Origin of the sequence: Micromonospora sp. NPDC004551 (genome assembly GCF_040609975.1) — a bacterium.
Classification (GTDB): Bacteria; Actinomycetota; Actinomycetes; order Mycobacteriales; family Micromonosporaceae; genus Micromonospora.
The window spans coordinates 1-21,959 of record NZ_JBEXLM010000051.1; the positions used below are offsets into that span (position 1 = coordinate 1).

Consider the following 21,959-nt stretch of genomic DNA (forward strand, 5'->3'; position numbering starts at 1 on the left):
CACCAGCACCAACCTCCTCACCGCCGCCCAGGCCGGCCACGACACCGGCCTGCGCTGCTGGGCCTTCACCGGCCCCGCCCCCAACCCGCTCGCCGGGTCCTGCCACGAGACCCTCGCCATCGACTCGCCGGACAGCCAGGTCGTGCAGGAGCTGCACCTGGTCGCCACCCACGTGCTCTGCGAGTACGTCGACCGGGCGCTGTCGGCGGCGCTCGCCGCGCGCGCGGCGGACCCGACGCCGGCCGACACGGTGCGCGCCGGTGTCGAGGTGGTGCTCGGCGACGGCCCGGACGGGAAGGTGCAGGCCCGATGAGGAGGTCGAGCATGACGGGACCCGTGGTGGTGCTCGGTGACACGCTGCTGGACCGGGACGTCGAGGGGGTGGTCAACCGGCTCTGCCCGGACTCTCCGGTGCCCGTGCTGGAGGAGACCGCGTACGTCGACCGTCCCGGTGGCGCCGGCCTCGCGGCCGTCTTCGCCGCCGCGCAGGGCGCCGAGGTCGCGCTGGTCACCGCGGTCGCCGACGACGCCGGCGGGGCCCGGCTGGGCACCCTGCTCGCCGCCGCCGGCGTGCAGCTGTACGCGCTGCCGCTGGCCGGCGCAACCCCGGAGAAGATCCGGCTGCACGCCCGCGGTCGGGTGCTGCTGCGCCACGACCGCGGCGGGCCGGCCGGCGACCCGGGCGAGCCGAGCGAGGCGGTGCTGCGCCTGCTCGCCACCGCCTCCGCCGTGCTGGTCAGTGACTACGGCCGGGGTGTCGCCCGGCACCCGGCGCTGCGCGCCGCGCTCGCCGCGACCCGGGCGCCGGTGGTCTGGGACCCGCACCCGCGCGGCCCGGCCGCGGTGCCCGGGGTGAGCCTGGCGACCCCGAACGAGTCCGAGGCACGCGAACTGGCCAAGGCGCCGCCGGGCGCGTCCCGGCTGGTCACCGCGTCCCGGGGCGCCCAGGCGCTGCGCCGGCGCTGGCAGGCCGGCGCGGTGGCGGTGACCCTGGGCGGGGACGGCGCGCTGCTCTGCCACGCCGGCTCCACCCCGCTGGTGGTGCCCGCCCCGGCCGCCGAGGGGGACACCTGCGGGGCGGGGGACCGGTTCGCCGCCGCGGCCACCCTGGCCCTGGCCGGGGGCGCGCTGGTCTCCGAGGCGGTGCAGGAGGCGGTCGCCGAGGCGTCCGCGTACGTGGCCGGCGGGGGAGTGGCCACCGCCCTGCCCGCGCCGGTCCGGACCGCCGCCCCCGCGGTGGTCGTCGGCGGCGGGGACCGGATCGGCGCCGCCGCGGCCGGCGAGGTGGTGTCCCGGGTACGCGCGGCCGGCGGCACGGTGGTGGCCACCGGAGGCTGCTTCGACCTGCTGCACGCCGGGCACGTGGCGACGCTCCAGGCGGCCCGGCAGCTCGGCGACTGCCTGGTGGTCTGCCTGAACTCCGACGCCAGCGTTGCCGGGTTGAAGGGGCCGGAGCGGCCGGTCGTGCCGCAGGGCGACCGGGGCCGGCTGCTCGCGGCGCTGGGCTGCGTCGACGCCGTGCTGATCTTCGACGAGCCCACCCCGCACGCGGCGCTGTCCTGGCTGCGTCCGGACATCTGGGTGAAGGGCGGCGACTACGCCAGCGGCGGCGGCACGGAGACGCTCCCCGAGGCGGAGATCCTGGCCCGCTGGGGCGGGCACACGGTGGTCGTGCCGTACCTGGACGGCCGGTCCACCACCGACATGATCGCGGCGGCCCGGGCCGGGCGCGGCACGGCGGGCTGGCCGGCGTCCGGGGTCCCGGCGGTCGTCCGATCCACGGCGGAGGGAGCGGCATGAGCAGCAGTCCACCCGGGTCCGGCCCCACGGTCCTGGTGTCCGGCGGGTCGAGCGGGCTCGGTGCGGCGGTGGTCGCCGCGGTGGCGCGGGCCGGCGGCCGCCCGCTGGTGCTGGACCGGCAGCGGCCCGCCGACGGGGTGCCCTGGGCCGAGTGCGACCTGGCCGACACCCGGGCCGCCGAGGCGGCCACCCGCGACCTCGCGGAACGCTCCGGCGGGCTGGACGCCGTGGTCACCGCCGCCGGCATGGACGTGCCGGGGAAGCTGATCGACGTGCCGGCGGAGACCTGGGAACGGATCGTCACCGTGGACCTGCTCGCCACCGCCGCCGTGATCCGGGCCGCGCTGCCGTTCCTGGAGGCGTCCCGGGGCAGCATCGTCACCATCGCCTCCACGCTTGGGCTGAAGGCGGTCAGCGACGCGACCGCGTACTGCGCCGCGAAGTTCGGGGTGGTCGGATTCACCCGGGCGCTCGCCGCCGAGCTGGCCGGCGCCGTCGGCGTCACCCTGCTCATCCCGGGCGGCATGCGCACCGCCTTCTTCGACCAGCGGGACGCCCAGTACCGCCCCGGCCCGGACGCCGTGCTCAACGAGCCCGCCGACACCGCCGCCGCGGTGATGTTCGCCCTCTCCCAGCCGGCCGGCTGTGCCGTACGCGAGATGGTGGTCTGCGCCGAACAGGAGTCCTCGTACCCGTGATCCTGGTGCTGCGGGCGCTCGGCGTCGGCGACCTGGCCACCGCGGTTCCGGCGCTGCGCGGCCTGCGGGCCGGCTTCCCGGGCCGGGAGCTGGTGCTGGCCGCGCCCGCCTGGCTGGCGCCGCTGGCCGGGCTGACCGGGGCGGTCGACCGGGTGCTGCCCACCGCCGGGCTGACCGACCGCCCGGCGTGGCCCGGCCCGCCGCCGGAGGTGGCGGTCAACCTGCACGGGCGCGGGCCGCGGTCGCACCGGATGCTCGCCGCCGCCCGGCCGGGCCGGTTGCTCGCCTACCGCAGCGCCGAAGCCGGGCACCTCGCCGGTCCGGCCTGGGACGACGACGAGCACGAGGTGCGCCGCTGGTGCCGGCTGCTGCACTGGTACGGCCTCCCGGCCGACCCCGGCGACCTGGCGCTGCGCCGCCCGCCGGCCGCCGCCGTCCCGGCCGGGGCGACCCTGCTGCACCCCGGCAGCAAGATCCCCGCGAAGCGCTGGCCGGCGGACCGCTTCGTCGCGCTGGCCCGGATCCTCACCGCCCGGGGTCACCGGGTGGTGCTCACCGGTTCGGCCGACGAGCGGGACCTGGCCGTCCGGGTGGCCCGGGGCGCGGGACTGCCTCCGGAGGCGGTGCTCGCCGGCCGGACCGGCCTGGCCGAGCTGGCCGCCCTGGTGGCCGGCGCCCGGCTGGTGGTCAGTGGGGACACCGGTGTCGCCCACCTGGCCACCGCCTACGGCACCGCCTCGGTGGTGCTCTTCGGTCCGGTGCCGCCGGCGCACTGGGGCCCACCGCCCGACCGGCCCCGGCACCGGGTGCTCGGTGCCACGGGCGGCGACGCGCCGGGCCGGGATTGGGCCGGCTCCGGTGGGGTAGGAACGCACCCGACGTTGGCGGCCATCGAGGTCGACGAGGTGGTGGCCGCCGTGGACGAGGCGGAACGGGCGGTGCGGGTGTCCGGTGCGATTGCGGCGTAGTGATCCGGGCCGGCCGGGGTACGGGCGCCGGCGGCGCGGCAAGGGCTGGCTCTTCGTCGACGCGAAGGGCGAGCCGGTGCGCGAGCCCGACGAGCTGGCCCGGCTGCGCGAGCTGGTCATCCCTCCGGCCTGGCAGGACGTGTGGATCTCGCCGTACCCGAACGGGCACATCCAGGCCACCGGGATCGACGCCGCCGGGCGCAAGCAGTACCTCTACCACCCGAAGTGGCGGGAGAAGCGGGACGAGGCCAAGTTCGACCACGTCCTGGAGGTGGCGCACCGCCTGCCCGTGCTGCGCGACCGGGTCGAGCACGACCTCGGGCTGCGCGGCCTGCGGCGGGAGCGGATCCTGGCCACCGTCGCCCGGCTGCTCGACATGGGCACGTTCCGGGTCGGCAGCGACCAGTACGCCACCGGCGAGGACGCCACCTTCGGTGTCTCCACCCTGCGTCCCGAGCACGCCCGCTCGCGTGGCGGCTGCGTGGTCTTCGAGTTCCCGGCGAAGGGCGGCATCGAGCAGGTCCGCCGGATCGAGGACCCGGAGCTGTGCCGGGTACTGACCAACCTGCGCCGCCGGCGTCGGGCCGAGGAGCGCCTGTTCGGCTACTGGGACGGCCGGAGCTGGCGCGACGTGCGCAGCGACGAGGTCAACGACTACCTGCGGGACGCCAGCGGCGGGGAGATGACCGCCAAGGACTTCCGCACCTGGCACGCCACCGTGCTGGCCGCCACCGAGTTGGCCACGGTCGGCCCGCAGCGCTCCATGACGGCTCGTAGACGGGCGGTGGCGGCGGTCATGCGCTCGGTCGCCGAACTGCTCGGCAACACCCCCACGGTGGCCCGGACCTCCTACGTGGACCCGCGGGTGGTCGACCTCTACCACGACGGGGTGCTGGTGCCGGTGGAGCCGGACATGCCGCGCGAGGCCGCGGAGAAGGCCGTCCTGACGTTGCTGGAGGAGGAGGCGGCCTGACCGGCCCCGCCGTCGGTCCTGGGGGGAACGACGACGGCGGGGCCGGAAACCGGTGCGGGCCGCCGACGGCCGGGCCGTCCGGGGGCGCCACCGGGCGGCCGCCCGCGACAGAGTCGTCGCGGGCGCCTCGCCGCGGCCCCCCGATACGTGTGGGCCGTGCCGGTCGCCCGGCTGCCGGCCCGCAATCAGTATGTCGGGTCGGAGTTGACTGCGGACGCCGCCGTGTTGACGATCCGTGCCGATTCCAGGTGACGCGCCCGGTATGCCTGCGGGGTCTCCGTGTAGGCGGCCCGGAACGCCCGGCTGAAGTGGGCCTTGTCCCGGAAGCCCCACCGGCCGGCGACGAGCTGGATCGGCCGGTCGCCCAGCGCCGGGTCGGCGAGGTCCCGGCGGCACCGCTCCAGCCGCTCGTCCCGGATGTACGCCGCGACCGTGGTCTCCTCGGCCTCGAAGATCCGGTGCAGCGACCGTACGGAGATGTGGTGCGCGTCGGCGATCGACTGCGGGCTCAGCGCCGGGTCGCCGAGGTGCTGGCGGATGTGCGAGCGCACCTGGGCCAGCAGGGCCCGCCGCCGTACGTCGGTGGGCACCGCGTCCTCGGAGACCAGGTGCCGGCCCAGCAGGGTGGACACCAGGTCGAGCCCGACGCCGCCCAGCCGTTCCGCGTCCGCCGCGTGGTACTGCTCGGGGTGGCTGGTGAGCCGGATGAGGTAGTCGGCGAGCAGGGCCCCGATCCCCTCGGTGCCGGACATCCGGCCGGCGAACAGCGGGGCGAGCCGGCGATGGGTCAGGGGCAACGCTTCGTAGGGGATGAAGGCCACGATCGAGCTGACGGCCCGGTCCCCCTCGTCGCCGTGGTGGCTGAGCTCCTGTGGACGGGCACAGTCGTAGAAGGTGAAGTCGCCGGGGCGGCAGATCCCGCGTTGCCCGTCCTGGTCCGCGATGCCGGTGCCGGCGAGGGTCAGCGCGAGCACATAGTAGTCCGCGTCGGTGCGCTGGATCAGCTTCCGGGTCCGGATCCCGTCCAGCGACGGGTAACGGTGGCGGACCAGCTGCATCTGGCCCAGGTCGAGGAACTCCGACCGGGCCACGAAGTTGTCGGCGTGCTCGGTGCGTACCCGCATGAGCCCGGGCGTGCTGGCGAGCATGTCCAGCCACAGCCCGAAGCGGTCGGCGGCGGGCACCGCCTCCGTGTCGAAGACCTGCCGCTGCAGTTCCGTGTCCATGGGCGACCCCCCCGCGGTTCGTCATCCTCCATAGAGCACGACGCCCCACGGGGCCGAAAGTTGGCACCCGTGGGGCGTGACATATCCGTCATTGACGGATGTGAAATCTTCTGTTAACAGTCCGATCAGTCGTTGAGCACCTGGGCGAGCCGGTCGCGGAAACGCCGCTCCGAGTCGCTCACCACGTCGCCGCCGAGGCCCAGGATGCCGCCCGTCGACGCCGCGCCCACCACCTGCTCGGCGACCTCCACGAGCCAGTGCCGGTAGGCGCCGGCCTGCCCCTCGTCGATCTTGGCGGACAGCAGCGCCGACGCCTGCCCGGCGCGGGCGAGCACGTCCTCGATCATCGCCTGCGGATCGTCGGGGGTGAGGACCGGCAGCTCCGCGCCGGCCTCCGGGTCGCCCACCCGGGAGACGACCTCGCCGGCGACGGCGGCCACCAGCGGGCTGGCCGACTCGCGGCCCGCGGCGATGGTCTCCAGCCCGGCGGCGTTCTCGGCCATGGTGCGCCGGGTGCCGTCGGACTCGGCCGCGGCCGCCGCGGCGAGGACCGACTGCGGCAGCCCGACCAGCAGCCCCCACTCCTCGTCGGAGAAACCGAACCCGGTGTACGCCGGCTGCTCGATCACGATCAAGCCCCTTTCGCCGTGGTCGTCGTTGTCGACGGGCACCGCCTCCGCGGCGCCCGGGTCAGGCTAGTCCAGCTCCAGCAGGCCCTGTTCGGACACCACGCGGACGGACAGCGTCTTGTAGCCCACCTCGTCGAAGAGCACCGTCATCCGGTCCTCCTCGTAACTGAGCACCAGGCCGGCGCCCCACTCCGGATGGCGCACCTGGCTGTGCACGGGGAACGGTCCGACCGCGCCGTCCCCGGCGACGCTGGTGCCGGCGTGGCAGTTGTCGCAGTGCCCGCAGACCTCGCTCATCTGCTCGCCGAAGTACGCCAGCAGCGCCTGCCCCCGGCATCCGGTGGTCTCCGCGAAGGCACGCATCATGTCGGTCCGCGACCGGGTCACGGTCTGCTGCCGCTCCGCCTCGGCGAGCGCGGCCCGGCCGGACTCGGCGGCCGGCGGGGCGTACCGGGGGGCGGCGAGCCGCTGCCGGGCCCGGGGTTCGGCGGCGCCCACCTGCTCCAGCAGGGACAGGTACTGGCCGAGCTTGCGCGGCCCGAGGCCGGTCAGTTCGCGCAGTTCCTTCTTCGTGCGGGCCTGCTTGCGCAGCAGGGCGGCGAGTTCCGCCAGCTCCTTCTCGTCCGGCAGGCCACCGCTGAAGTAGCGCTGGAGACCGACGTCCTCGGCGCGCCAGAGCAGCAGCACCCGGGCGGGCGCGCCGTCCCGGCCGGCCCGGCCGATCTCCTGGAAGTAGCTGTCCGGCGAGTCGGGCAGCGCCATGTGCACCACCCAGGCGATGTTCGGCTTGTCGATGCCCATGCCGAACGCCGAGGTGGCGACCATGATCGGCACCTGGTCGGCGAGGAACGCCTCGTGCAGCCCGTTGCGCGCGGCGGTCGGCATCCCGCCGTGGTAGTACTGCGCCGGGAAGCCGGCGTCGGTGAGCCGCTGCGCCAGTTCCTCGGCCGCCCGCCGGGTGGGCACGTAGATGATGCCGGGCCGCTCGTCGTCGCGGAGCAGCGCGATCAGCCGCCGCCAGCGGTAGTCGTCGGTGGGGCAGTACGCGACCTCCAGGAAGAGGTTGGGCCGGTCCAGCCCGGACACCACCACCTCGGGGTCGCGCAGCCGCAGCCGGGCCACGATGTCGTCGCGGACCGGCGGGGAGGCGGTGGCGGTGAGCGCCACCACGGGCGGCCGGCCGATGCCCTCGATCAGGTGGCCGAGCGCCAGGTAGTCCGGGCGGAAGTCGTGCCCCCAGGCGGAGATGCAGTGCGCCTCGTCGATCGCGACGAGCGCCGGCCGGAGCGCCCGGACCTCGGCCAGCCGCTCCGGGTTGCTGAGCGCCTCCGGGGTGATGAACAGGAACTCGGCCCGGCCCGCCCGGATCTCCTCGATCGCCTCGGCCTGCTGGGCCGCGCTCTCGTCGGAGCTGATCCGCACCGCCCGCAACTCGGGGCGCTGCCGCTCGTTGAGCGCGGCGATCTGGTCCTGCTGGAGGGCGAGCAGCGGGGAGATGACCACCGTGGGACCGGGGATCAGGCTGGCCGGGATCTGGTAGATCGCCGACTTGCCCGCGCCGGTGGGAAGCACCACCAGGGCGTCGCGGCGCTTCATGACCGCCCGCATGGCGGCCAGCTGGTTGGGCCGGAGGGCGGTCCAGCCGAAGAGGCTCTTGGCCGCGCGGCGCAGGGTCGTCGAGTGCCTGGTCAGTTTCATCAGTGGCCGCAGGTACCCCTGCCGATCAGCGCCGAAACCGGACGGGGTTGACGGTCACCATCGGGCCGCCGCATTATGAATGCACGTTCATGAACATGCGTTCACGAGGAGGCGGCATGCGGACCATCCGCAACGAGCAGCAGGAGCGGGCGTGGAACGGCTACGAGGGCCGGCACTGGGCGGACCACCAGGAGCGCTACGACGGGATCAACAGCGGCTTCAACGCGCCGCTGCTGGCCGCGGTCCGGCCCGGCGACCGGGTCCTCGACGTCGGCTGCGGCACCGGCCAGCTCACCCGGCTGGCGGCCCGCCGCTCCGGCGCCGGCGCGGCGGTCGGGGTGGACCTGTCCGCGCCCATGCTGGAGCGGGCCCGGGCCACGGCCGCCGCCGAGGCGGTGGGCAACGTGGACTTCGTCCGGGGTGACGCCGAGGTGCATCCCCTCCCGCCGGCCACGTTCGACGTCGTGCTGAGCCGGTTCGGGGTGATGTTCTTCGCCGACCCGGTCGCCGCCTTCGCCCACCTCGGCCGTGCGCTCCGCCCCGGCGGGCGGCTCGCCTTCGTCTGCCTCGACGACGTCCGTCGGGGAGACCTCGGTGCGGTGCTCGCACCGCTCGCGGCGCACCTGCCGCCCGTCGGCAGCGACGGCCGCGCGGTCGGCGAGCCGCTCTCCCTCGCCGACCCCGCGGTGGTGCGGGCGGTGCTCACCGACGCCGGCCTCGTCGACGTCGAGTGCGTACCCCGGCAGGAGCCGGGCACCTGGGGGCGGGACGCCGCCGACGCGGGGGCGTTCCTGACCGGCTGGGGTCCGGTCCGGCACCGGCTCGAACCGCTCGGACCGGCGGCCGCCGACCGGGTGCGGGCCGCCCTGACCGAGGCCATGCGGCCGTACGAGGGGCCGGACGGCGTCCGGCTGCGCACCGCGGCGTGGCTGGTGACCGCGCGCCGACCCGGGTGAACCGGCCGGCACCGACCGGCCTCCGCCGGACCCGGCTCGCACGGGGGAGCCGGGCCCGGCGGAGCCTAGGATCCTCGTGATGGCACCCAGAAGAGCGGCCGCCCTGCGGGGCGGCGAGCAGAGCCTGCGGGAGCACCTGATCACCGCCGCCGGGCGGCTGGTGGCCCGGCGCGGCGTCGCCGGGCTGACCGTCCGTGACATCGCCCGCGAGGCGGGCGTCGCCGACGGGGTGCTCTACAACCACTTCGCCGACAAGGAGGAGCTGCTCGCCTCGGCGTTGCACGCCCACGTGCGGTCGGTCGAGGCGGCGCAGGAGGGGACGGCCCCGCGCCCGGGCGAGGGAAGCGTCGAGGCGAACCTGCGGGCCTGGCTCGACCGGGCGCTGGCGCTGCACACGGCGATCCTGCCGGCGTTCGCCGGGCTGACCGCCCAGCCCAAGCTGCTGGCGCGCCTCGGGGAACTGCCCGTCCCGCTGGGCGGCGGCCACGGGCTGCGCGGCGAGCTGGCCGGCTACGTGCGCGCGGAGCAACGGATCGGCCGGGTCGCTCCCACGGTCCGCCCGGAGGCGGTCGCCACGCTGGTCGTCGGCGTCTGCCACGACCTGGTCCTCGGCCGGCTGCTCGACCCGGCCGGCCCACCGCCGGAGCCCGCCCCGGACCTGGTGGACGCCCTGGTCGCCACCCTGCTGCACGGCGTCCTGCCGGCCTGAGCCGGAGTCTCAGCGCAGCCGGGGCAGCACCTCGCGCCGGTAGAGGTCGAACAGGCCCTGCCAGTGCGGGCCGGTGTTGGCCACGTAGACCTCGTCGAAGCCGGCCTTGGCGTACTTGTCGATCATCTCCAGGTGGGCGTCGGCGTCCCTGCCGCAGACGAACGACTCCTTCATCATCTCGGGCTTGACCAGCTGCGCGGCCTGCTCGAAGTGGCGGGGCGACGGCAGCACCTGGGACAGCTCACCCGGCACGCCGGCATTGGGCCACCGCTCGTAGGCGATCCGCGCGCCCTCGTCCTCGCTGTCGGCGTACGCGGCCTTGAAACCGGCCTGGCAGGGCTTGTCGCCGCCGCCGGAGTCACGGAACCGGCGCACCATGTCGGCGTCGGGCATGGTGCTGACGTAGCCGTCGCCGATCCGGGCGGCCAGCTCGATCGACTTGGCGCCGAAGCCGGAGACGTAGATCGGCGGGGGAGTGTCCGGGCGGGTGTAGATCCGGGCGTGCTCCACGGTGTAGTGCCGGCCGTGGTGGTTGACGAAGTCGCCCGCCCACAGCTTGCGGATCACCTCGATCGACTCCTCCAGCATCTCCAGCCGGACGTCGGCCTGCGGCCACGGGTCGCCGAAGATGTGCTCGTTCAGCGCCTCGCCGCTGCCCACCCCGAGCACGAAGCGCCCCTCGTGCAGCACCGCGCTGGTCGCCGCGGCCTGGGCGATCACCGCGGGGTGGATGCGGACGGTCGGGCAGGTGACCGCGGTGGTCACCGGCAGCCGGCAGACCTGGCTGAGGGCTCCGATGGTCGACCAGACGAAGGGGCTCTGACCCTGCGCGTCGACCCAGGGGTGGTAGTGGTCGGAGATCCACAGTGCCTCGAAGCCGGCCCGTTCGGCGCCGCGCGCCTGTTCCAGCAGCTCCGCCGGCGTGTACTCCTCACTGGACAGAAAGTAGCCGATCTTCATCGTTCCCCCTCGCCGCGTCCGCGTGCCGGGCGCACGCACGGACAACGAGAGCCCTACCCCGGGGAGACGTGGTCCGAACGCGGCGGGTCAGCGGCGGAACATCGCCCGGATGGCGATCAGCAGGAACAGGCCGCCGACCACGAGGCCGAGCAGGCGTACGCCGGGGATGTCCGCGGCGCTGGTGGCGTCGGCGAGCAGGGCGGGAGGCATGCTCGCACTCTCCCACGGGCCGTCCGGCGGTGCCAGCCGCTAACAGTAAGGATTGTTGACTATTTAGGGGCGCGATGTGACCATGACAGCACCGCCGGGCGGCGGGCCGTGGGGAAGACGGGGGTACGACAGCGCATGAGCGAACGGATCGTGGGAGCGAACGGGGACCTGGCGGCCCTGGCGGCCGCCGTCCTGCAACCGGGGTTCGTCGGCACCACACCGCCGCCGTGGGTCTGCCGCTGGCTCGCCGAGGGGCTCGGGTCGGTGGTCCTCTTCGCCCGCAACGTCGTCGACCACGAGCAGGTCGCCGCGCTGACCGCGACCCTGCGCGCCGAACGGCCCGACGTGGTCGTGGCGATCGACGAGGAGGCCGGTGACGTCACCCGGATCGAGTCGGCCCGGGGCAGCTCGCGGCCGGGCAACCTCGCCCTGGGCGCGGTCGACGACCCGGCCCTGACCGAGGAGGTCGCCCGCGACCTGGGCGCCGACCTGGCCGCCGTGGGCGTCACGCTCAACTACGCACCGGACGCCGACGTCAACTCCAACCCGGAGAACCCGGTGATCGGGGTCCGCTCGTTCGGGGCCGACCCGGCCCTGGTCGCCCGGCACACCGCCGCCTGGGTCCGCGGCCTGCAGGCCGGCGGCGTCGCGGCCTGCGCCAAGCACTTCCCCGGGCACGGCGACACCCGGGTCGACTCCCACCACGACCTGCCCCGCATCGGCGGGGACCGGGCCCGGCTGGACGCGGTCGAGCTGGCCCCGTTCCGGGCCGCGGTGACGGCCGGGGCGCAGGCGGTGATGACCGGCCACCTGCTGGTGCCGGCGCTGGACCCGGAGCTGCCGGCCACGCTCAGCCCGCGCATCCTGGGCCGCCTGCTACGCGAGGAGCTGGGCTTCGGCGGCGTGGTGGTCACCGACGCCGTGGAGATGCGGGCGGTGTCCGACCGGTACGGCTTCGCGGGCGCGGCGGTCCGCGCGCTCGCCGCCGGGGCGGACGCGATCTGCGTGGGCGGGGAGCGGGCCACCGAGGCCGACGCCCGCGAGCTGCGCGACGCCATCGTGGCCGCGGTGGTCGCCGGCGAACTGCCGGAGGAGCGGCTGGCCGAGGCGGCGAAGCGGGTCGGGCAGCTCGCCGCCTGGACCGTCGCGGCCCGGGCCGGCCGGTCCGGCGTCCGGCCCGCCCACGCCGACTCGGCGATCGGGCTGGCCGCCGCCCGGCGGGCGCTGCGGGTGGCCGGCGCGGCGGGCGGGCTGCTGCCGCTGGCCGGTCCGGCGCACGTCGTGGAATTCGCCCCGCCGCGCAACATCGCCATCGGCGAGGAGACCCCGTGGGGGATCGCGGCGCCGCTGGCCGACCTGGCGCCCGGCACCACGACCGCCCGGTACGCCCGTGACGAGGTCCCCGCCGACCCGGCCGCCGGCACGGCGGGCCGTCCGCTGGTGCTGGTGGTGCGGGACCTGCACCGCCACGACTGGATGCGGGACGCGGTGTCCCGTGCCCTGGCCGCCCGTCCGGACGCGGTGGTGGTCGAGCTGGGCGTGCCCGAACTGGTCACCGGTGCGGTGCACGTGGCGACCCACGGCGCGACCCGGGCCGCCGCCCTCGCCGCCGCCGAACTGCTCGCCGGCACCCGCTGACGCGGCCCGGGCGCGGGCCGGACCCGCGCCCGGTCAGGGCTCGGGGACCACCAGGTCGGCGTACTCGGGGTGGCGCTCGATGAACGCGGCCATGAACCGGCACTGCGTCGCGACGCGGCCGCCCCGCTCGCGGATCTGGTCGAGGGTGCCCCGGATCAGCGCCGAGCCCACCCCCATGTTCTGGAAGCGCTCGTCCACCTCGGTGTGCGTGAAGACCAGCACCTCCCCGCGCGGCACGTACTCGGTGGACCCGGCCAGTGCGTCGTCGACCAGGATCTCGAAGCGGTGCCGCGCGGGGTTCTCCTCGACCAGGAAGCTCACCCGGCCATTGTCTCCCCGGCCGCTGCCAGCCGGTCGAGTTCGGCCAGCAAGCGGTCCACCTCCTCGACGGTGTTGTAGTGGTAGACGCTGGCCCGGACCGCACCCCCGCTGTCCCGCAGGCCCATGGTCCGGAAGTACTCGTAGGCGTAGTAGTCGCCCGAGGAGAGGCAGACACCGGCCGCGCCCAGCGCCGCCGCGGTCTCCGCCGGGGCCGACCCCGCGACCCGGAACGACACCGTGGGGCAGCGCCGGGCCGGCGAGCCCAGAACGGTGACGAAGGGGCGGGCGGCCAGCCCGGCGAGCAGCCGCTCGAAGACGGCCTCCTCGTGCGCCTGGGCGGCCGCCAGCCCGGCCCGGACCCGGTCCCGGCGACTGCCGGTCGCGGTGGGCTCGAGACCGGCCAGGTGGTCCACCGCCGCGACCACCCCGGCCAGCAGCGGGAAGCTCGGCGTGCCGTACTCGAACCGGTCCGGGACGGCGTCGGAGGAGGGGATGAGCTTGGCCGGGCGAAGCGACGCCCAGCGGGCCGGGTCGGCGGCCATCGCGGCCAGGTGCGGCCCGGACCACTTGTAGGCGCTGGTCACCAGGAAGTCCGCGCCGAGCGAGGCCAGGTCGGTGGGCCCGTGCGGCACCGCGTGGACCCCGTCCACGCAGACCAGCGCGCCGGCCGCGTGCGCGGTCTTGGCGATCGCCGCCACATCCGGCGCGGTGCCGATCGCGTTGCTGCCGGCGGTCACCGCCACGAGCCGGGTGCGCCCGGTGATCAGGTCGGCGTACTGGCCGGCGGGCAGCTCACCGGTCGCCGGGTCGAACTCGGCCCAGCGCACCGTCGCCCCGGCGGCCTCGGCCGCCTGCACCCACGGCCGGACGTTGGCGTCGTGGTCCAGCCGGGAGACCACCACCTCGTCGCCCGGCCGCCAGCCCGCCCCGAGCGTCCGGGCCAGGGTGTACGTCAGCGCCGTGGCGCTCGGCCCCAGCACCACGCCCCCGGGCTCCGCGCCGAGCAGGTCGGCCACCGCCGCGCGCGCCGCGGCCACCAGGTCCAGCGACCGCCGGCCCGGCACGAACGCGGTGCTCCGGTTGCCGGTGGCGGCGGTCATGGCGGCGGTGACCGCCTCGATCACCGGCCGGGCGGTCTGCGTGCCGCCCGCGCCGTCGAAGTGGGCGAAGCCCTCGGTCAGGGCGGGGTAGGCGGCCCGGGTGCGGGCGATGTCGAAGGGCATGCCGGGACCCTAACCCGCCCCGGAGCGATCACCGGTGGGTGGCGGTGTGGCCGCCGTCTCGTACCCTTGGCCGGGTGACGAACCGACGCGTTTCCCCCTCGCTGACCCCCACCCGCCGGGCCGCCGGCCTGCTGGCCGGCCTCGCGCTCGGCGCCGCGCTGCTGGCCGGTTGCAGTTCGGAGAACGCCTCCACCGACTGCAGCCTGGATGCCTGCACCGTCACCTTCGACCGTGGCGTCGAGGCCAGCGCCACCATCCTCGGGGTCGAGGCGAAGCTGGTCGGGGCCCAGGGCGACCAGGTCACCGTCGAGGTGGCCGGGGAGCAGCTTTCGCTCACCGTCGGCCAGCAGGCCGCCCAGGCCGGCGGCTTCTCGGTGACGCTGGACAGCGTCACCGACCAGCAGGTCGTCATCCGGGTGGCGCGCGACCCGAACAGCTGACCGGTGGGCCGGGCGGCGGCGGCCGACGTTTGGAAATCTTCGCATCGGGAGATTGAGGCGCCATGTCTCTCACCCGGAACGCCGGAGCCACCGCCGCCCAGGCCGCGAACAGCAGGTGGCTCGAACTGTTGACCCGGGCCGGCTTCATCGGCTACGGGATCGTGCACCTCCTCTTCGCCTGGCTGGCCGTGCAGATCGCCTTCGGCAAGTCGGGCGAGGAGGGCAACCAGAACGGCGCCCTGCGCACCCTGGGTGCCCAGCCGCTCGGCAAGTTCCTCCTGGTCGCGATCGCCATCGGGCTCTTCGCCATGGCGATCTGGCAGGCGTTCGAGGCGATCATCGGCCACCGCTTCCTCCGCGGCAAGGAGAAGCTCTTCGAGCGGATCGCCTCCGTCGTCCGCGTGATCGTGTTCGTCTGGCTGGGCTGGACCGCCATCAAGGTCTTCCAGGACGCCAGCAGCAACGCCGCCGACCAGCAGCAGCAGTTCACCGAGAAGCTGATGGCCTCCGAGGGCGGCCGGTGGCTGGTCGGGCTGGCCGGCCTGGTCCTCGCCGCGGTCGGCATCGGCATGGTGATCTACGGCCTCAAGAAGAAGTTCGAGCGCAACCTGAAGACCGGCGAGATGAGCCCGAAGACGCACACCCTGACCCGCCGTCTCGGCATGGCCGGGTACGCCGCCCGGGGAGCGGTCTTCGCGGTCGCCGGCCTGCTGATCGTGGTGGCCGCCGTGAAGTACGACCCGGAGAAGGCCCGCGGCCTGGACGCCGCCCTGCGCACCCTCCGCGACCAGTCGTACGGGCCGGTGCTGCTGACGCTCATGGCGCTCGGGATCGCCGCATTCGGCATCTACTGCTTCCTCCAGTCGCGCTATCGCCGGGTGTGACCCTGGTCGATACGCGGTAGTCCGGGCACCATTGGGCCTTTGCCCGATTCCCGCCCGGCCGGAGGGAGAGTAGAGAACGTGCAGACCTACCTCGTGACCGCCGCCGCCGCGCTCGCCGCGGCGGCGGTCGCGCTGTTGCTGGTCGAGGTGGTGCACCGGGCCACCCGCCGCCTCGGCCGCCGGTCGCTGCTGATGACCGAGCTGACCGAGCACTCGCACCGCTCGTTCCAGGTGGCCGCCACCGTGCTCGCCGTGCAGCTCGCCGTCCGCTTCACCACCCTGTACGCGGTGGGCAGCCCGTGGCGGCAGGTCGTCCTGCACGCCCTCGTGCTCGCCCTGATCGCCGCGACCGCCTGGCTGGTGGCCTCGCTGCTGGTGGTGGCGGAGGACACGGCGCTGGCCCGGTTCCGGGTGGACGTGCCGAACAACCGGCACGCCCGGCGGGTGCGTACGCAGGTGGTGCTGCTGCGCCGGCTGACGATCGCGGTCATCGTGGTGCTCGCCCTCGGCGTGATGCTGATGACCTTCCCCGCCGTCCGCGGCATCGGCGCCGGTGTGCTGACCAGCGCCGGCGTGGTCGGTGTGGTCGCCGCCCTGGCCGCGCAGAGCCTCCTGGGCAACGTCTTCGCCGGCCTCCAGCTCGCGTTCAGCGACGCCGTACGCCTCGACGACGTGGTGGTGGTCGAGGGGGAGTGGGGCCGGATCGAGGAGCTGACCCTCAGCTACGTGGTCGTGCAGGTCTGGGACGACCGCCGGCTCATCCTGCCCACGTCCTACTTCACGAGCACCCCCTTCCAGAACTGGACCCGGACCGAGGCCGCCGTGCTCGGCACCGCCGAGTTCGACCTGGACTGGGCCATCCCCGTGCAGGCCATGCGGGAGGAGCTGCGGCGGCTCTGCGAGGGCACCGAGCTCTGGGACGGCCGGGTCTGCGTGCTCCAGGTGACCGACGCGACCGGCGGCCTGGTCAAGGTCCGGGCCCTGGTCAGCGCCGCCGACGCGGGCAGCCTGTGGGACCTGCGCTGCCTGGTGCGCGAGCACCTGGTGGCCTGGGTACGCGACCAGCGCCCGACCGCCCTGCCCCGGCTGCGCGCCGAGGTGGGCGACACCGGCGGCCCGCTGCCCTGGCAGGCGGTGCAGCCGCGCCGGCCGGCCCGCCGGCTGCCCGACACCGAGGTCCCCGACGACGCGCGGGTCTTCGGCGGCAGCGACGACGGCGAGGCCCGCAGTGAGGCCTTCGTCGGCCGCGAGGAGCACGCCGACGCCCGCCGCTGATCCCCGTACCCCCTGTTCCGGAGCCCCCGGCGGCCGCATGGCGCCGGGGGCTCCGCGCGTTCGCCCGGCCGGTCGTGACCCCGGCCCCGGCCGGCCCGTTGCACCCTCCGGACGGCGCTGCCACCGCGGCCGGTCGGGCCGTCCGCGTTTGACCGGCGTTTTCCGGGGGACCTGCTGCGCACGCCCCGGATCCGGCCGCCGCCCGGCGGCCGGGCGAGGCGATGGTGCGTGGCCGGGCCGACCGGCCGCTCCGCGCAGGATTGACGGGCGGCGACTCCGGGCATACAGCGCGGTGATGATGAAAGGAGGACAGCATGGCTGACGTCGCGAGTCGTAGCGCGTCCCGGACCGGGCACGAGCCGTCCACCGCGGAACTGGTGCAGCGGGCCACCGAACAGGTCACCCGCCTGGTGCGGGACGAGCTGGCGCTGGCCCGGGCGGAACTGACCCAGAAGGGCAAGCACGCCGGGATCGGGATCGGTCTGTTCGGCGGCGGCGGGGTGATGGCCCTCTACGGCGCCGGCGCGCTGGTCGCCACGGTGATCCTGCTGCTGGATCTGGTCATGCCGGCGTGGCTGGCCGCGCTGATCGTGGCGGTGGCGCTCTTCCTGCTCGCCGGCATCCTGGCGCTCGTCGGCAAGAAGCAGGTCAGCCGTGCCGTCCCACCGGTGCCGGAGGCGACGGTCCGCAGCGTCCGGGCGGACGTGGACACCGTCACCGCCGCGGTGAAGGACGGGAGGCGGGCATGACCGGCAACGGGACCGGGGACGTGGCGGCGCTCCGGGAGGAGATCCGCCGGACCCGGGTGGAGCTGGGTGAGACGATGGAGCTGCTGGCCGCCCGGGCCGACGTGAAGGCGCTGGTCCGGCACTCCGCCGACCAGGCGAAGGCGCGGATGCGCCAGCAGGCGGCGCTGACCGTGGCCCGGGTGCGCGGGCAGGCGGCGCAGAAGGCCCGGCTGGTCCGGGCGCAGGCGTACGACAAGGGCGGCGCGGTCGGGCGCAGCCCGGTGCCGTGGGCGGCCGTCGCGGCCGGTGCCGTGGCCACCGCGGTGGTGCTGCTGATCGTCCGGGGGAGGCGCAGGTGAGCAACAGGATCGGCAAGGCCGCGTACAAGCCCGTGGGGGTGCTGCTCGGTCTGGCCGCCGGCACCGTCGCCGGGGTCATCTTCCGGCAGGTCTGGAAGATCACGGCCGGCGACGGCGAGGCGCCCAGCGCCACCGACGAGGACCGCCGCTGGGGTGAGATCCTCGCCGCCGCGGCGTTGCAGGGGGCGATCTTCGCGGTCGTCCGCGCCGCCGTGGACCGTGGCGGGGCGGTCGGCGTACGCCGGCTCACCGGCCACTGGCCCGACTGATTCCATACGCACGAAAGGCCCCTTTCCACCTCACTGGACGGGGGCCTTTCGCATGGCCCGACCGGCCCGGCCAGTGGATCTGCCGCAACCGTCAGGTCACATGTCGGAGAATTTCGTCGGGTAGGCTGTGCGAAGTTTTTGCGTACGTGGTTTGCTGTCTCACGCTGTTGAGAGACGCGTGGGTTGAGAGAAGTCTCCTTCAATGGGGGCCGCCTCAGGCGCCGCTGCTCGAAAACGGCCAATCGGCCGCACGGCGTGCTCGGCCGCCAGTTTTAGAAGGAGATACACATGGCGCAGGGAACCGTGAAGTGGTTCAACGCTGACAAGGGCTTCGGCTTCATCACCGTCGACGGCGGGGGTGCTGACGTGTTCGTCCACTTCTCGGCCATCCAGACCAGCGGCTACCGCACGCTGGAGGAGAACCAGCGGGTGGAGTTCGAGATCGCCCAGGGTCAGAAGGGTCCGCAGGCCGAGCAGGTCCGCCCCATCTGAGCTGTCGGAGCACCGGCCGCGCCGGCCGGTGCGTAGAAGCCCCGCGTCCCCTTCCGGGAGGCGGGGCTTTTTCCGTAGGCGGACTCCCGGGGTTCAGCCGCGCCGGCGCCGGGCCCGCATGCCGAACCACAGCGCGACGACTCCGATGAGGACGAGCACCGGGCCGGCGAACGCCCAGACCCGTTGGTCGGTCAGCACACTGCCGTCGACGTAGCCCAGGCCCGTCACGGTCCACAGCGCACCGAGCACGACGGCCAGCAGTCCCACCGTGAGCCGGAACCAGCCCCTCATCGTTCCCCCTCCGCCGACGCGCGCCCCGCTCCAGCATGCCCGCGGCCGCCGGCCCGCGGCGGCGCCGCGCCGACCGGCCGCCGGTCCGGGGTCACCACCGGTCGTGCACCTGCGGCCGGATCAGCTCGTCGTAGGTGGCGCGCACGGCGGCCAGCTCCACCTCGGTCAGTGGCGGCAGGCCGGCCGCGGCGGCGTTGCGCCGGGCCTGCTCGGCGGTGCGGGCGCCCGGGATGACCACGGTGACGCCGGGCTGGTCGAGGATCCAGCGGAGCGCGAACTGGGCCATCGTCCGGCCCTCGCCCACCAGCGGCGCGAGCCGGCGCACGGCGGACAGGCCGAGGTCGTAGTCGACGCCGGAGAAGGTCTCGCCGACGTCGAAGGACTCGCCGTGCCGGTTGAAGTTCCGGTGGTCGTCCGCCGGGAAGGTGGTGTGCTCGTCGTAGCGGCCGGAGAGCAGGCCGCTGGCCAGGGGTACCCGGGCGATGATGCCGACCCCGGCCTTGGCGGCCTCGGGCAGCACCCGTTCCAGCGGCTTGTGCCGCACCGCGTTGAGGATGATCTGCACGCTGGCCACGCCGGGACGGGCGATCGCGGTGAGCGCCTGGTCGCAGGTCTCGACGCTGACCCCGTAGCCGGCGATCCGCTCCTGCGCGACCAGGGTGTCCAGGGCGTCGAAGACCCGGTCGTCGGCGAAGACGGCGGTCGGCGGGCAGTGCAGCTGCACCAGGTCGAGGGTCTCCACGCCGAGGTTGGCCCGGGACCGGTCGGTCCACGCCCGGAAGTTGTCCAGGGTGTACGCCTCCGGCGTCTGCGGCACCCGCCGGCCCATCTTGGTGGCCACGGTGAGCCCGTGCCCGGGGTTCTCGCGCAGGAACCGGCCGATGAGCTGCTCGCTGCGGCCGTCGCCGTAGACGTCGGCCGTGTCCAGGAAGGTGACCCCGCCCTCGACGGCGGCGCCCAGCACGTCGAGGGCGGCGCCCTCGCTGACCTCGCCCCAGTCCGCGCCGAGCTGCCAGGCGCCGAGTCCGATGATGCCGACGTGCCGGCCGAGCCGGTCGAAGCTGCGCTGTTCCACCCGGTCGAGCCTAGTGAGCCGCTTGCCGGGACGCCCGCCGGGCCGTACCGTCTAGCAAGACGTACGTACGGTTTGGAGGCCGTCATGTGGGACCCGAGCACCTATCTGCGCTACGGCGACGAGCGCTCCCGCCCGTTCCACGACCTGGTGGCCCGGGTCCCGGCGGAGCGGCCCCGCGCGGTCGTCGACCTGGGCTGCGGCCCGGGCACCCTGACCGCGACCCTCGCCGGCCGCTGGCCGGACAGCCGCATCGCCGGCCTGGACTCCTCCGCCGAGATGATCGCACGGGCCCGCGCCCTGACCCGGGTCCGCAGCCTGGCCGGGTCCGGCGTCGTGGCCGAGCCGGTCGCCTTCTCGGTCGGCGACGTGCGCGACTGGCGTCCGGAGCCCGACGTCGACGTGGTCGTCTGCAACGCGGTGCTCCAGTGGGTGCCCGGCCATCAGGAGCTGCTCACCCGCTGGGCCGGCGCGCTGCCGGCGGGCGCCTGGCTGGCGTTCCAGGTGCCGGGCAACTTCGCCGCCCCGTCGCACCGGGCGCTGCGCGAGGTGGCCGGGCGGGACCGGTGGCGGGACACCCTCGCCCCGCTGCTGCGCGAGGCGCCGGTCGAGGAGCCGGTGGACTACGCCGCGCTGCTGGTCGGTGCCGGCTGCGCCGTCGACGCCTGGGAGACTACGTACGTGCACCTGCTCCCGGCCGCCGGCGCCGACCATCCGGTGCTGGCCTGGATGGAGGGGACGGCGCTGCGCCCGGTCCGCGCCGCGCTCGACGACGCCGGCTGGGCCGACTTCCGCGCCGAGCTGGGGGTACGCCTCGCCGAGGCGTACCCGGTCCGGCAGGGTCAGGTGTACTTCCCGTTCCGCCGGATCTTCGTGGTGGCCCGCACCGGCGCCCGCGCAGAGGAGAACCAGTGACCGACCTGCCCACCTTCATCGCCGGACTGCCCAAGGTGGAGCTGCACGTGCACCACGTCGGCTCCGCCTCGCCCAGGATCGTGGCCGAGCTGGCCGCCCGGCACGAGGGGCGCAGCCCCGTCCCGGCCGACCCGGAGGCGCTCGCCGACTACTTCGCGTTCCGGGACTTCGCCCACTTCATCGAGGTCTACCTGAGCGTGGTGGACCTCATCCGCGACGCCGACGACGTCTGGCTGCTCACCCACGAGGTGGCCCGGGAACTGGCCCGCCAGCAGGTCCGGTACGCCGAGCTGACCGTCACCCCGTACTCCCACGTGCACCGGGGCATCCCGGCGCCCGCGTTCTGCGAGGCGATCGAGGACGCCCGCAAGCGCGCCGAGGCCGACTTCGGCATCGCGCTGCGCTGGTGCTTCGACATCCCCGGTGAGGCCGGCCTGCCGGCCGCCGAGCAGACGCTGCGGATCGCCCTCGACGAGCGGCCGGACGGGCTCATCAGCTTCGGCCTGGGCGGCCCGGAGATCGGGGTGCCGCGGCCGCAGTTCAAGCCGTACTTCGATCAGGCCCGCGCGGCCGGCCTGCGGTCGGTGCCGCACGCCGGCGAGACCACCGGACCGGAGACGGTCTGGGACGCGCTGCGCGAGCTGGGCGCCGAGCGGATCGGGCACGGCATCTCCGCCGCCCTCGACCCGGCGCTGCTCGCCCACCTGGCCGAGCGGCGGATCCCGCTGGAGGTCTGCCCCACCTCCAACGTGCGGACCCGGGCCGTGGCCAGCATCGAGGAGCACCCGCTGCCGCAGCTCGTCGAGGCCGGCGTGCTGGTCACCGTCAACTCCGACGACCCGCCGATGTTCGGCACCACGCTCAACGACGAGTACGCCGTGGCGGCCCGGCTGCTGCGCCTCGACGCGGCCGGGGTGGCGGCGCTGGCCCGGAACGCGGTCACCGCCGCGTTCCTGGAGCCGGGGGAGCAGGCGCGGATCAGCGGCGAGATCGACGCGTACCTGGCCGCGACGCGCTGAGCGGGCGGGGTGGCGGAGCGCGCTCGACGGGGGAGAAGCGGCGCGCGGCGGGAGCGAGGTGTGGGGGGACCGAACTCCCGCCGCGCGCACTGCTCCGCCGACCAGAGGTGTTACGGGGCGTCCCGGCCGACGGAACTGATGGGTTCGTCCCTGATCCTGGCAGCCCGGCCCGGTGCCCCGGCCGTCGTTAATTCACTTCTAAGGAA

Annotated in this window: 25 protein-coding genes and 1 pseudogene; 17 read left to right on the plus strand and 9 right to left on the minus strand. The window is 75.0% G+C overall.

Annotated elements, in window-relative coordinates:
* From ABZW14_RS32815 to ABZW14_RS32835, 5 genes and pseudogenes are all read left to right on the plus strand, one after another.
* Nucleotides 1–313 (plus strand): annotated as a pseudogene (locus ABZW14_RS32815) (phosphoheptose isomerase); the annotation flags it as partial.
* An 11-nt stretch (nt 314–324) separates the two neighbouring features.
* Nucleotides 325–1,800, plus strand: a complete 1,476-nt coding sequence (locus ABZW14_RS32820; RefSeq protein WP_355354635.1) for a PfkB family carbohydrate kinase — start codon at nt 325–327, stop codon at nt 1,798–1,800.
* Nucleotides 1,797–2,498 carry an SDR family oxidoreductase gene (locus ABZW14_RS32825; protein WP_355354638.1) on the plus strand — a complete coding sequence of 234 codons (702 nt, stop codon included), beginning with the start codon at nt 1,797–1,799 and terminating at the stop codon, nt 2,496–2,498. The genes ABZW14_RS32820 and ABZW14_RS32825 overlap by 4 nt, the downstream gene beginning before the upstream one ends.
* Nucleotides 2,495–3,466 carry a glycosyltransferase family 9 protein gene (locus ABZW14_RS32830; RefSeq protein WP_355354641.1) on the plus strand — a complete coding sequence of 324 codons (972 nt, stop codon included), beginning with the start codon at nt 2,495–2,497 and terminating at the stop codon, nt 3,464–3,466. Before ABZW14_RS32825 ends, ABZW14_RS32830 begins: the two co-directional genes overlap by 4 nt.
* Complete coding sequence (locus tag ABZW14_RS32835) at nt 3,450–4,439, plus strand: DNA topoisomerase IB (RefSeq protein WP_355354644.1); 990 nt, start codon at nt 3,450–3,452, stop codon at nt 4,437–4,439. The genes ABZW14_RS32830 and ABZW14_RS32835 overlap by 17 nt, the downstream gene beginning before the upstream one ends.
* 185 nt (nt 4,440–4,624) lie before the next feature.
* Here ABZW14_RS32835 and ABZW14_RS32840 read toward each other — a convergent pair whose 3' ends face one another.
* The 3 genes from ABZW14_RS32840 to ABZW14_RS32850 form a co-directional block, all read right to left on the minus strand.
* On the minus strand, nt 4,625–5,665 hold the full coding sequence (locus ABZW14_RS32840; RefSeq protein WP_355354647.1) for a helix-turn-helix domain-containing protein: 1,041 nt from the start codon (nt 5,663–5,665) through the stop codon (nt 4,625–4,627).
* 125 nt (nt 5,666–5,790) lie between these two features.
* The gene (locus ABZW14_RS32845) at nt 5,791–6,294 is read right to left on the minus strand and encodes a hypothetical protein (protein ID WP_355354650.1); all 504 of its coding nucleotides are present in this window, start codon (nt 6,292–6,294) and stop codon (nt 5,791–5,793) included.
* A gap of 66 nt (nt 6,295–6,360) precedes the next feature.
* Nucleotides 6,361–7,992, minus strand: coding sequence for a RecQ family ATP-dependent DNA helicase (locus tag ABZW14_RS32850; RefSeq protein ID WP_355354653.1), 1,632 nt, complete (start codon nt 7,990–7,992; stop codon nt 6,361–6,363).
* 116 nt (nt 7,993–8,108) lie between these two features.
* On the opposite strand from ABZW14_RS32850, the gene ABZW14_RS32855 reads away from it, so the two are divergent.
* Together ABZW14_RS32855 and ABZW14_RS32860 are read left to right on the plus strand one after the other, a co-directional pair.
* A complete protein-coding gene (locus ABZW14_RS32855) occupies nt 8,109–8,948 on the plus strand; it encodes a methyltransferase domain-containing protein (protein WP_355354656.1) in 840 nt (279 codons plus the stop codon).
* A gap of 79 nt (nt 8,949–9,027) precedes the next feature.
* The gene (locus ABZW14_RS32860; RefSeq protein ID WP_355354659.1) at nt 9,028–9,657 is read left to right on the plus strand and encodes a helix-turn-helix domain-containing protein; all 630 of its coding nucleotides are present in this window, start codon (nt 9,028–9,030) and stop codon (nt 9,655–9,657) included.
* Nucleotides 9,658–9,666: 9 nt separating this feature from the next.
* Here the strand turns inward: ABZW14_RS32860 and ABZW14_RS32865 are convergent, their stop codons facing one another.
* Nucleotides 9,667–10,617 carry a TIGR03557 family F420-dependent LLM class oxidoreductase gene (locus ABZW14_RS32865; RefSeq protein ID WP_355354662.1) on the minus strand — a complete coding sequence of 317 codons (951 nt, stop codon included), beginning with the start codon at nt 10,615–10,617 and terminating at the stop codon, nt 9,667–9,669.
* An 87-nt stretch (nt 10,618–10,704) separates the two neighbouring features.
* Nucleotides 10,705–10,827: a hypothetical protein gene (locus tag ABZW14_RS32870; protein ID WP_255474570.1), complete on the minus strand. Its 123-nt coding sequence runs from the start codon at nt 10,825–10,827 to the stop codon at nt 10,705–10,707.
* A gap of 135 nt (nt 10,828–10,962) precedes the next feature.
* Between ABZW14_RS32870 and ABZW14_RS32875 the strand changes: the two genes are divergently transcribed.
* On the plus strand, nt 10,963–12,465 hold the full coding sequence (locus ABZW14_RS32875; protein ID WP_355354666.1) for a glycoside hydrolase family 3 N-terminal domain-containing protein: 1,503 nt from the start codon (nt 10,963–10,965) through the stop codon (nt 12,463–12,465).
* A gap of 33 nt (nt 12,466–12,498) precedes the next feature.
* Here ABZW14_RS32875 and ABZW14_RS32880 read toward each other — a convergent pair whose 3' ends face one another.
* Both ABZW14_RS32880 and ABZW14_RS32885 read right to left on the minus strand, forming a co-directional pair.
* Entirely contained in the window at nt 12,499–12,786 is a 288-nt protein-coding gene (locus ABZW14_RS32880) for a GNAT family N-acetyltransferase (protein ID WP_355354669.1), read from the minus strand.
* Nucleotides 12,783–14,009 carry a cysteine desulfurase-like protein gene (locus ABZW14_RS32885; protein ID WP_355354672.1) on the minus strand — a complete coding sequence of 409 codons (1,227 nt, stop codon included), beginning with the start codon at nt 14,007–14,009 and terminating at the stop codon, nt 12,783–12,785. Before ABZW14_RS32885 ends, ABZW14_RS32880 begins: the two co-directional genes overlap by 4 nt.
* Nucleotides 14,010–14,083: 74 nt before the next feature.
* On the opposite strand from ABZW14_RS32885, the gene ABZW14_RS32890 reads away from it, so the two are divergent.
* The 7 genes from ABZW14_RS32890 to ABZW14_RS32920 all read left to right on the plus strand — a co-directional run bounded on the left by ABZW14_RS32890 (nt 14,084) and on the right by ABZW14_RS32920 (nt 18,456).
* Entirely contained in the window at nt 14,084–14,449 is a 366-nt protein-coding gene (locus ABZW14_RS32890) for a hypothetical protein (RefSeq protein ID WP_355354675.1), read from the plus strand.
* A 62-nt stretch (nt 14,450–14,511) separates the two neighbouring features.
* Nucleotides 14,512–15,333 carry a DUF1206 domain-containing protein gene (locus tag ABZW14_RS32895; RefSeq protein ID WP_355354678.1) on the plus strand — a complete coding sequence of 274 codons (822 nt, stop codon included), beginning with the start codon at nt 14,512–14,514 and terminating at the stop codon, nt 15,331–15,333.
* 78 nt (nt 15,334–15,411) lie between these two features.
* Complete coding sequence (locus tag ABZW14_RS32900) at nt 15,412–16,608, plus strand: mechanosensitive ion channel domain-containing protein (protein ID WP_355354681.1); 1,197 nt, start codon at nt 15,412–15,414, stop codon at nt 16,606–16,608.
* Nucleotides 16,609–16,922: 314 nt separating this feature from the next.
* Nucleotides 16,923–17,357, plus strand: a complete 435-nt coding sequence (locus ABZW14_RS32905) for a phage holin family protein (protein ID WP_091263589.1) — start codon at nt 16,923–16,925, stop codon at nt 17,355–17,357.
* Nucleotides 17,354–17,695: a DUF3618 domain-containing protein gene (locus ABZW14_RS32910; RefSeq protein WP_355354685.1), complete on the plus strand. Its 342-nt coding sequence runs from the start codon at nt 17,354–17,356 to the stop codon at nt 17,693–17,695. Before ABZW14_RS32905 ends, ABZW14_RS32910 begins: the two co-directional genes overlap by 4 nt.
* Entirely contained in the window at nt 17,692–17,964 is a 273-nt protein-coding gene (locus tag ABZW14_RS32915; RefSeq protein ID WP_355354688.1) for a DUF4235 domain-containing protein, read from the plus strand. Before ABZW14_RS32910 ends, ABZW14_RS32915 begins: the two co-directional genes overlap by 4 nt.
* Before the next feature lie 288 nt (nt 17,965–18,252).
* Nucleotides 18,253–18,456 (plus strand): cold-shock protein, encoded by a 204-nt coding sequence (locus tag ABZW14_RS32920; protein ID WP_007075740.1) that lies wholly within the window; start codon nt 18,253–18,255, stop codon nt 18,454–18,456.
* 93 nt (nt 18,457–18,549) lie between these two features.
* Here ABZW14_RS32920 and ABZW14_RS32925 read toward each other — a convergent pair whose 3' ends face one another.
* Nucleotides 18,550–18,747 (minus strand): hypothetical protein, encoded by a 198-nt coding sequence (locus tag ABZW14_RS32925; RefSeq protein ID WP_355354691.1) that lies wholly within the window; start codon nt 18,745–18,747, stop codon nt 18,550–18,552.
* Between the two features lie 91 nt (nt 18,748–18,838).
* Complete coding sequence (locus ABZW14_RS32930) at nt 18,839–19,822, minus strand: aldo/keto reductase (protein WP_355354694.1); 984 nt, start codon at nt 19,820–19,822, stop codon at nt 18,839–18,841.
* Nucleotides 19,823–19,906: 84 nt separating this feature from the next.
* Between ABZW14_RS32930 and ABZW14_RS32935 the strand changes: the two genes are divergently transcribed.
* Both ABZW14_RS32935 and ABZW14_RS32940 read left to right on the plus strand, forming a co-directional pair.
* On the plus strand, nt 19,907–20,734 hold the full coding sequence (locus ABZW14_RS32935) for a trans-aconitate 2-methyltransferase (RefSeq protein ID WP_355354697.1): 828 nt from the start codon (nt 19,907–19,909) through the stop codon (nt 20,732–20,734).
* Nucleotides 20,731–21,753 (plus strand): adenosine deaminase, encoded by a 1,023-nt coding sequence (locus ABZW14_RS32940; protein WP_355354700.1) that lies wholly within the window; start codon nt 20,731–20,733, stop codon nt 21,751–21,753. The genes ABZW14_RS32935 and ABZW14_RS32940 overlap by 4 nt, the downstream gene beginning before the upstream one ends.
* The last annotated feature ends 206 nt before the right edge of the window (nt 21,754–21,959 follow it).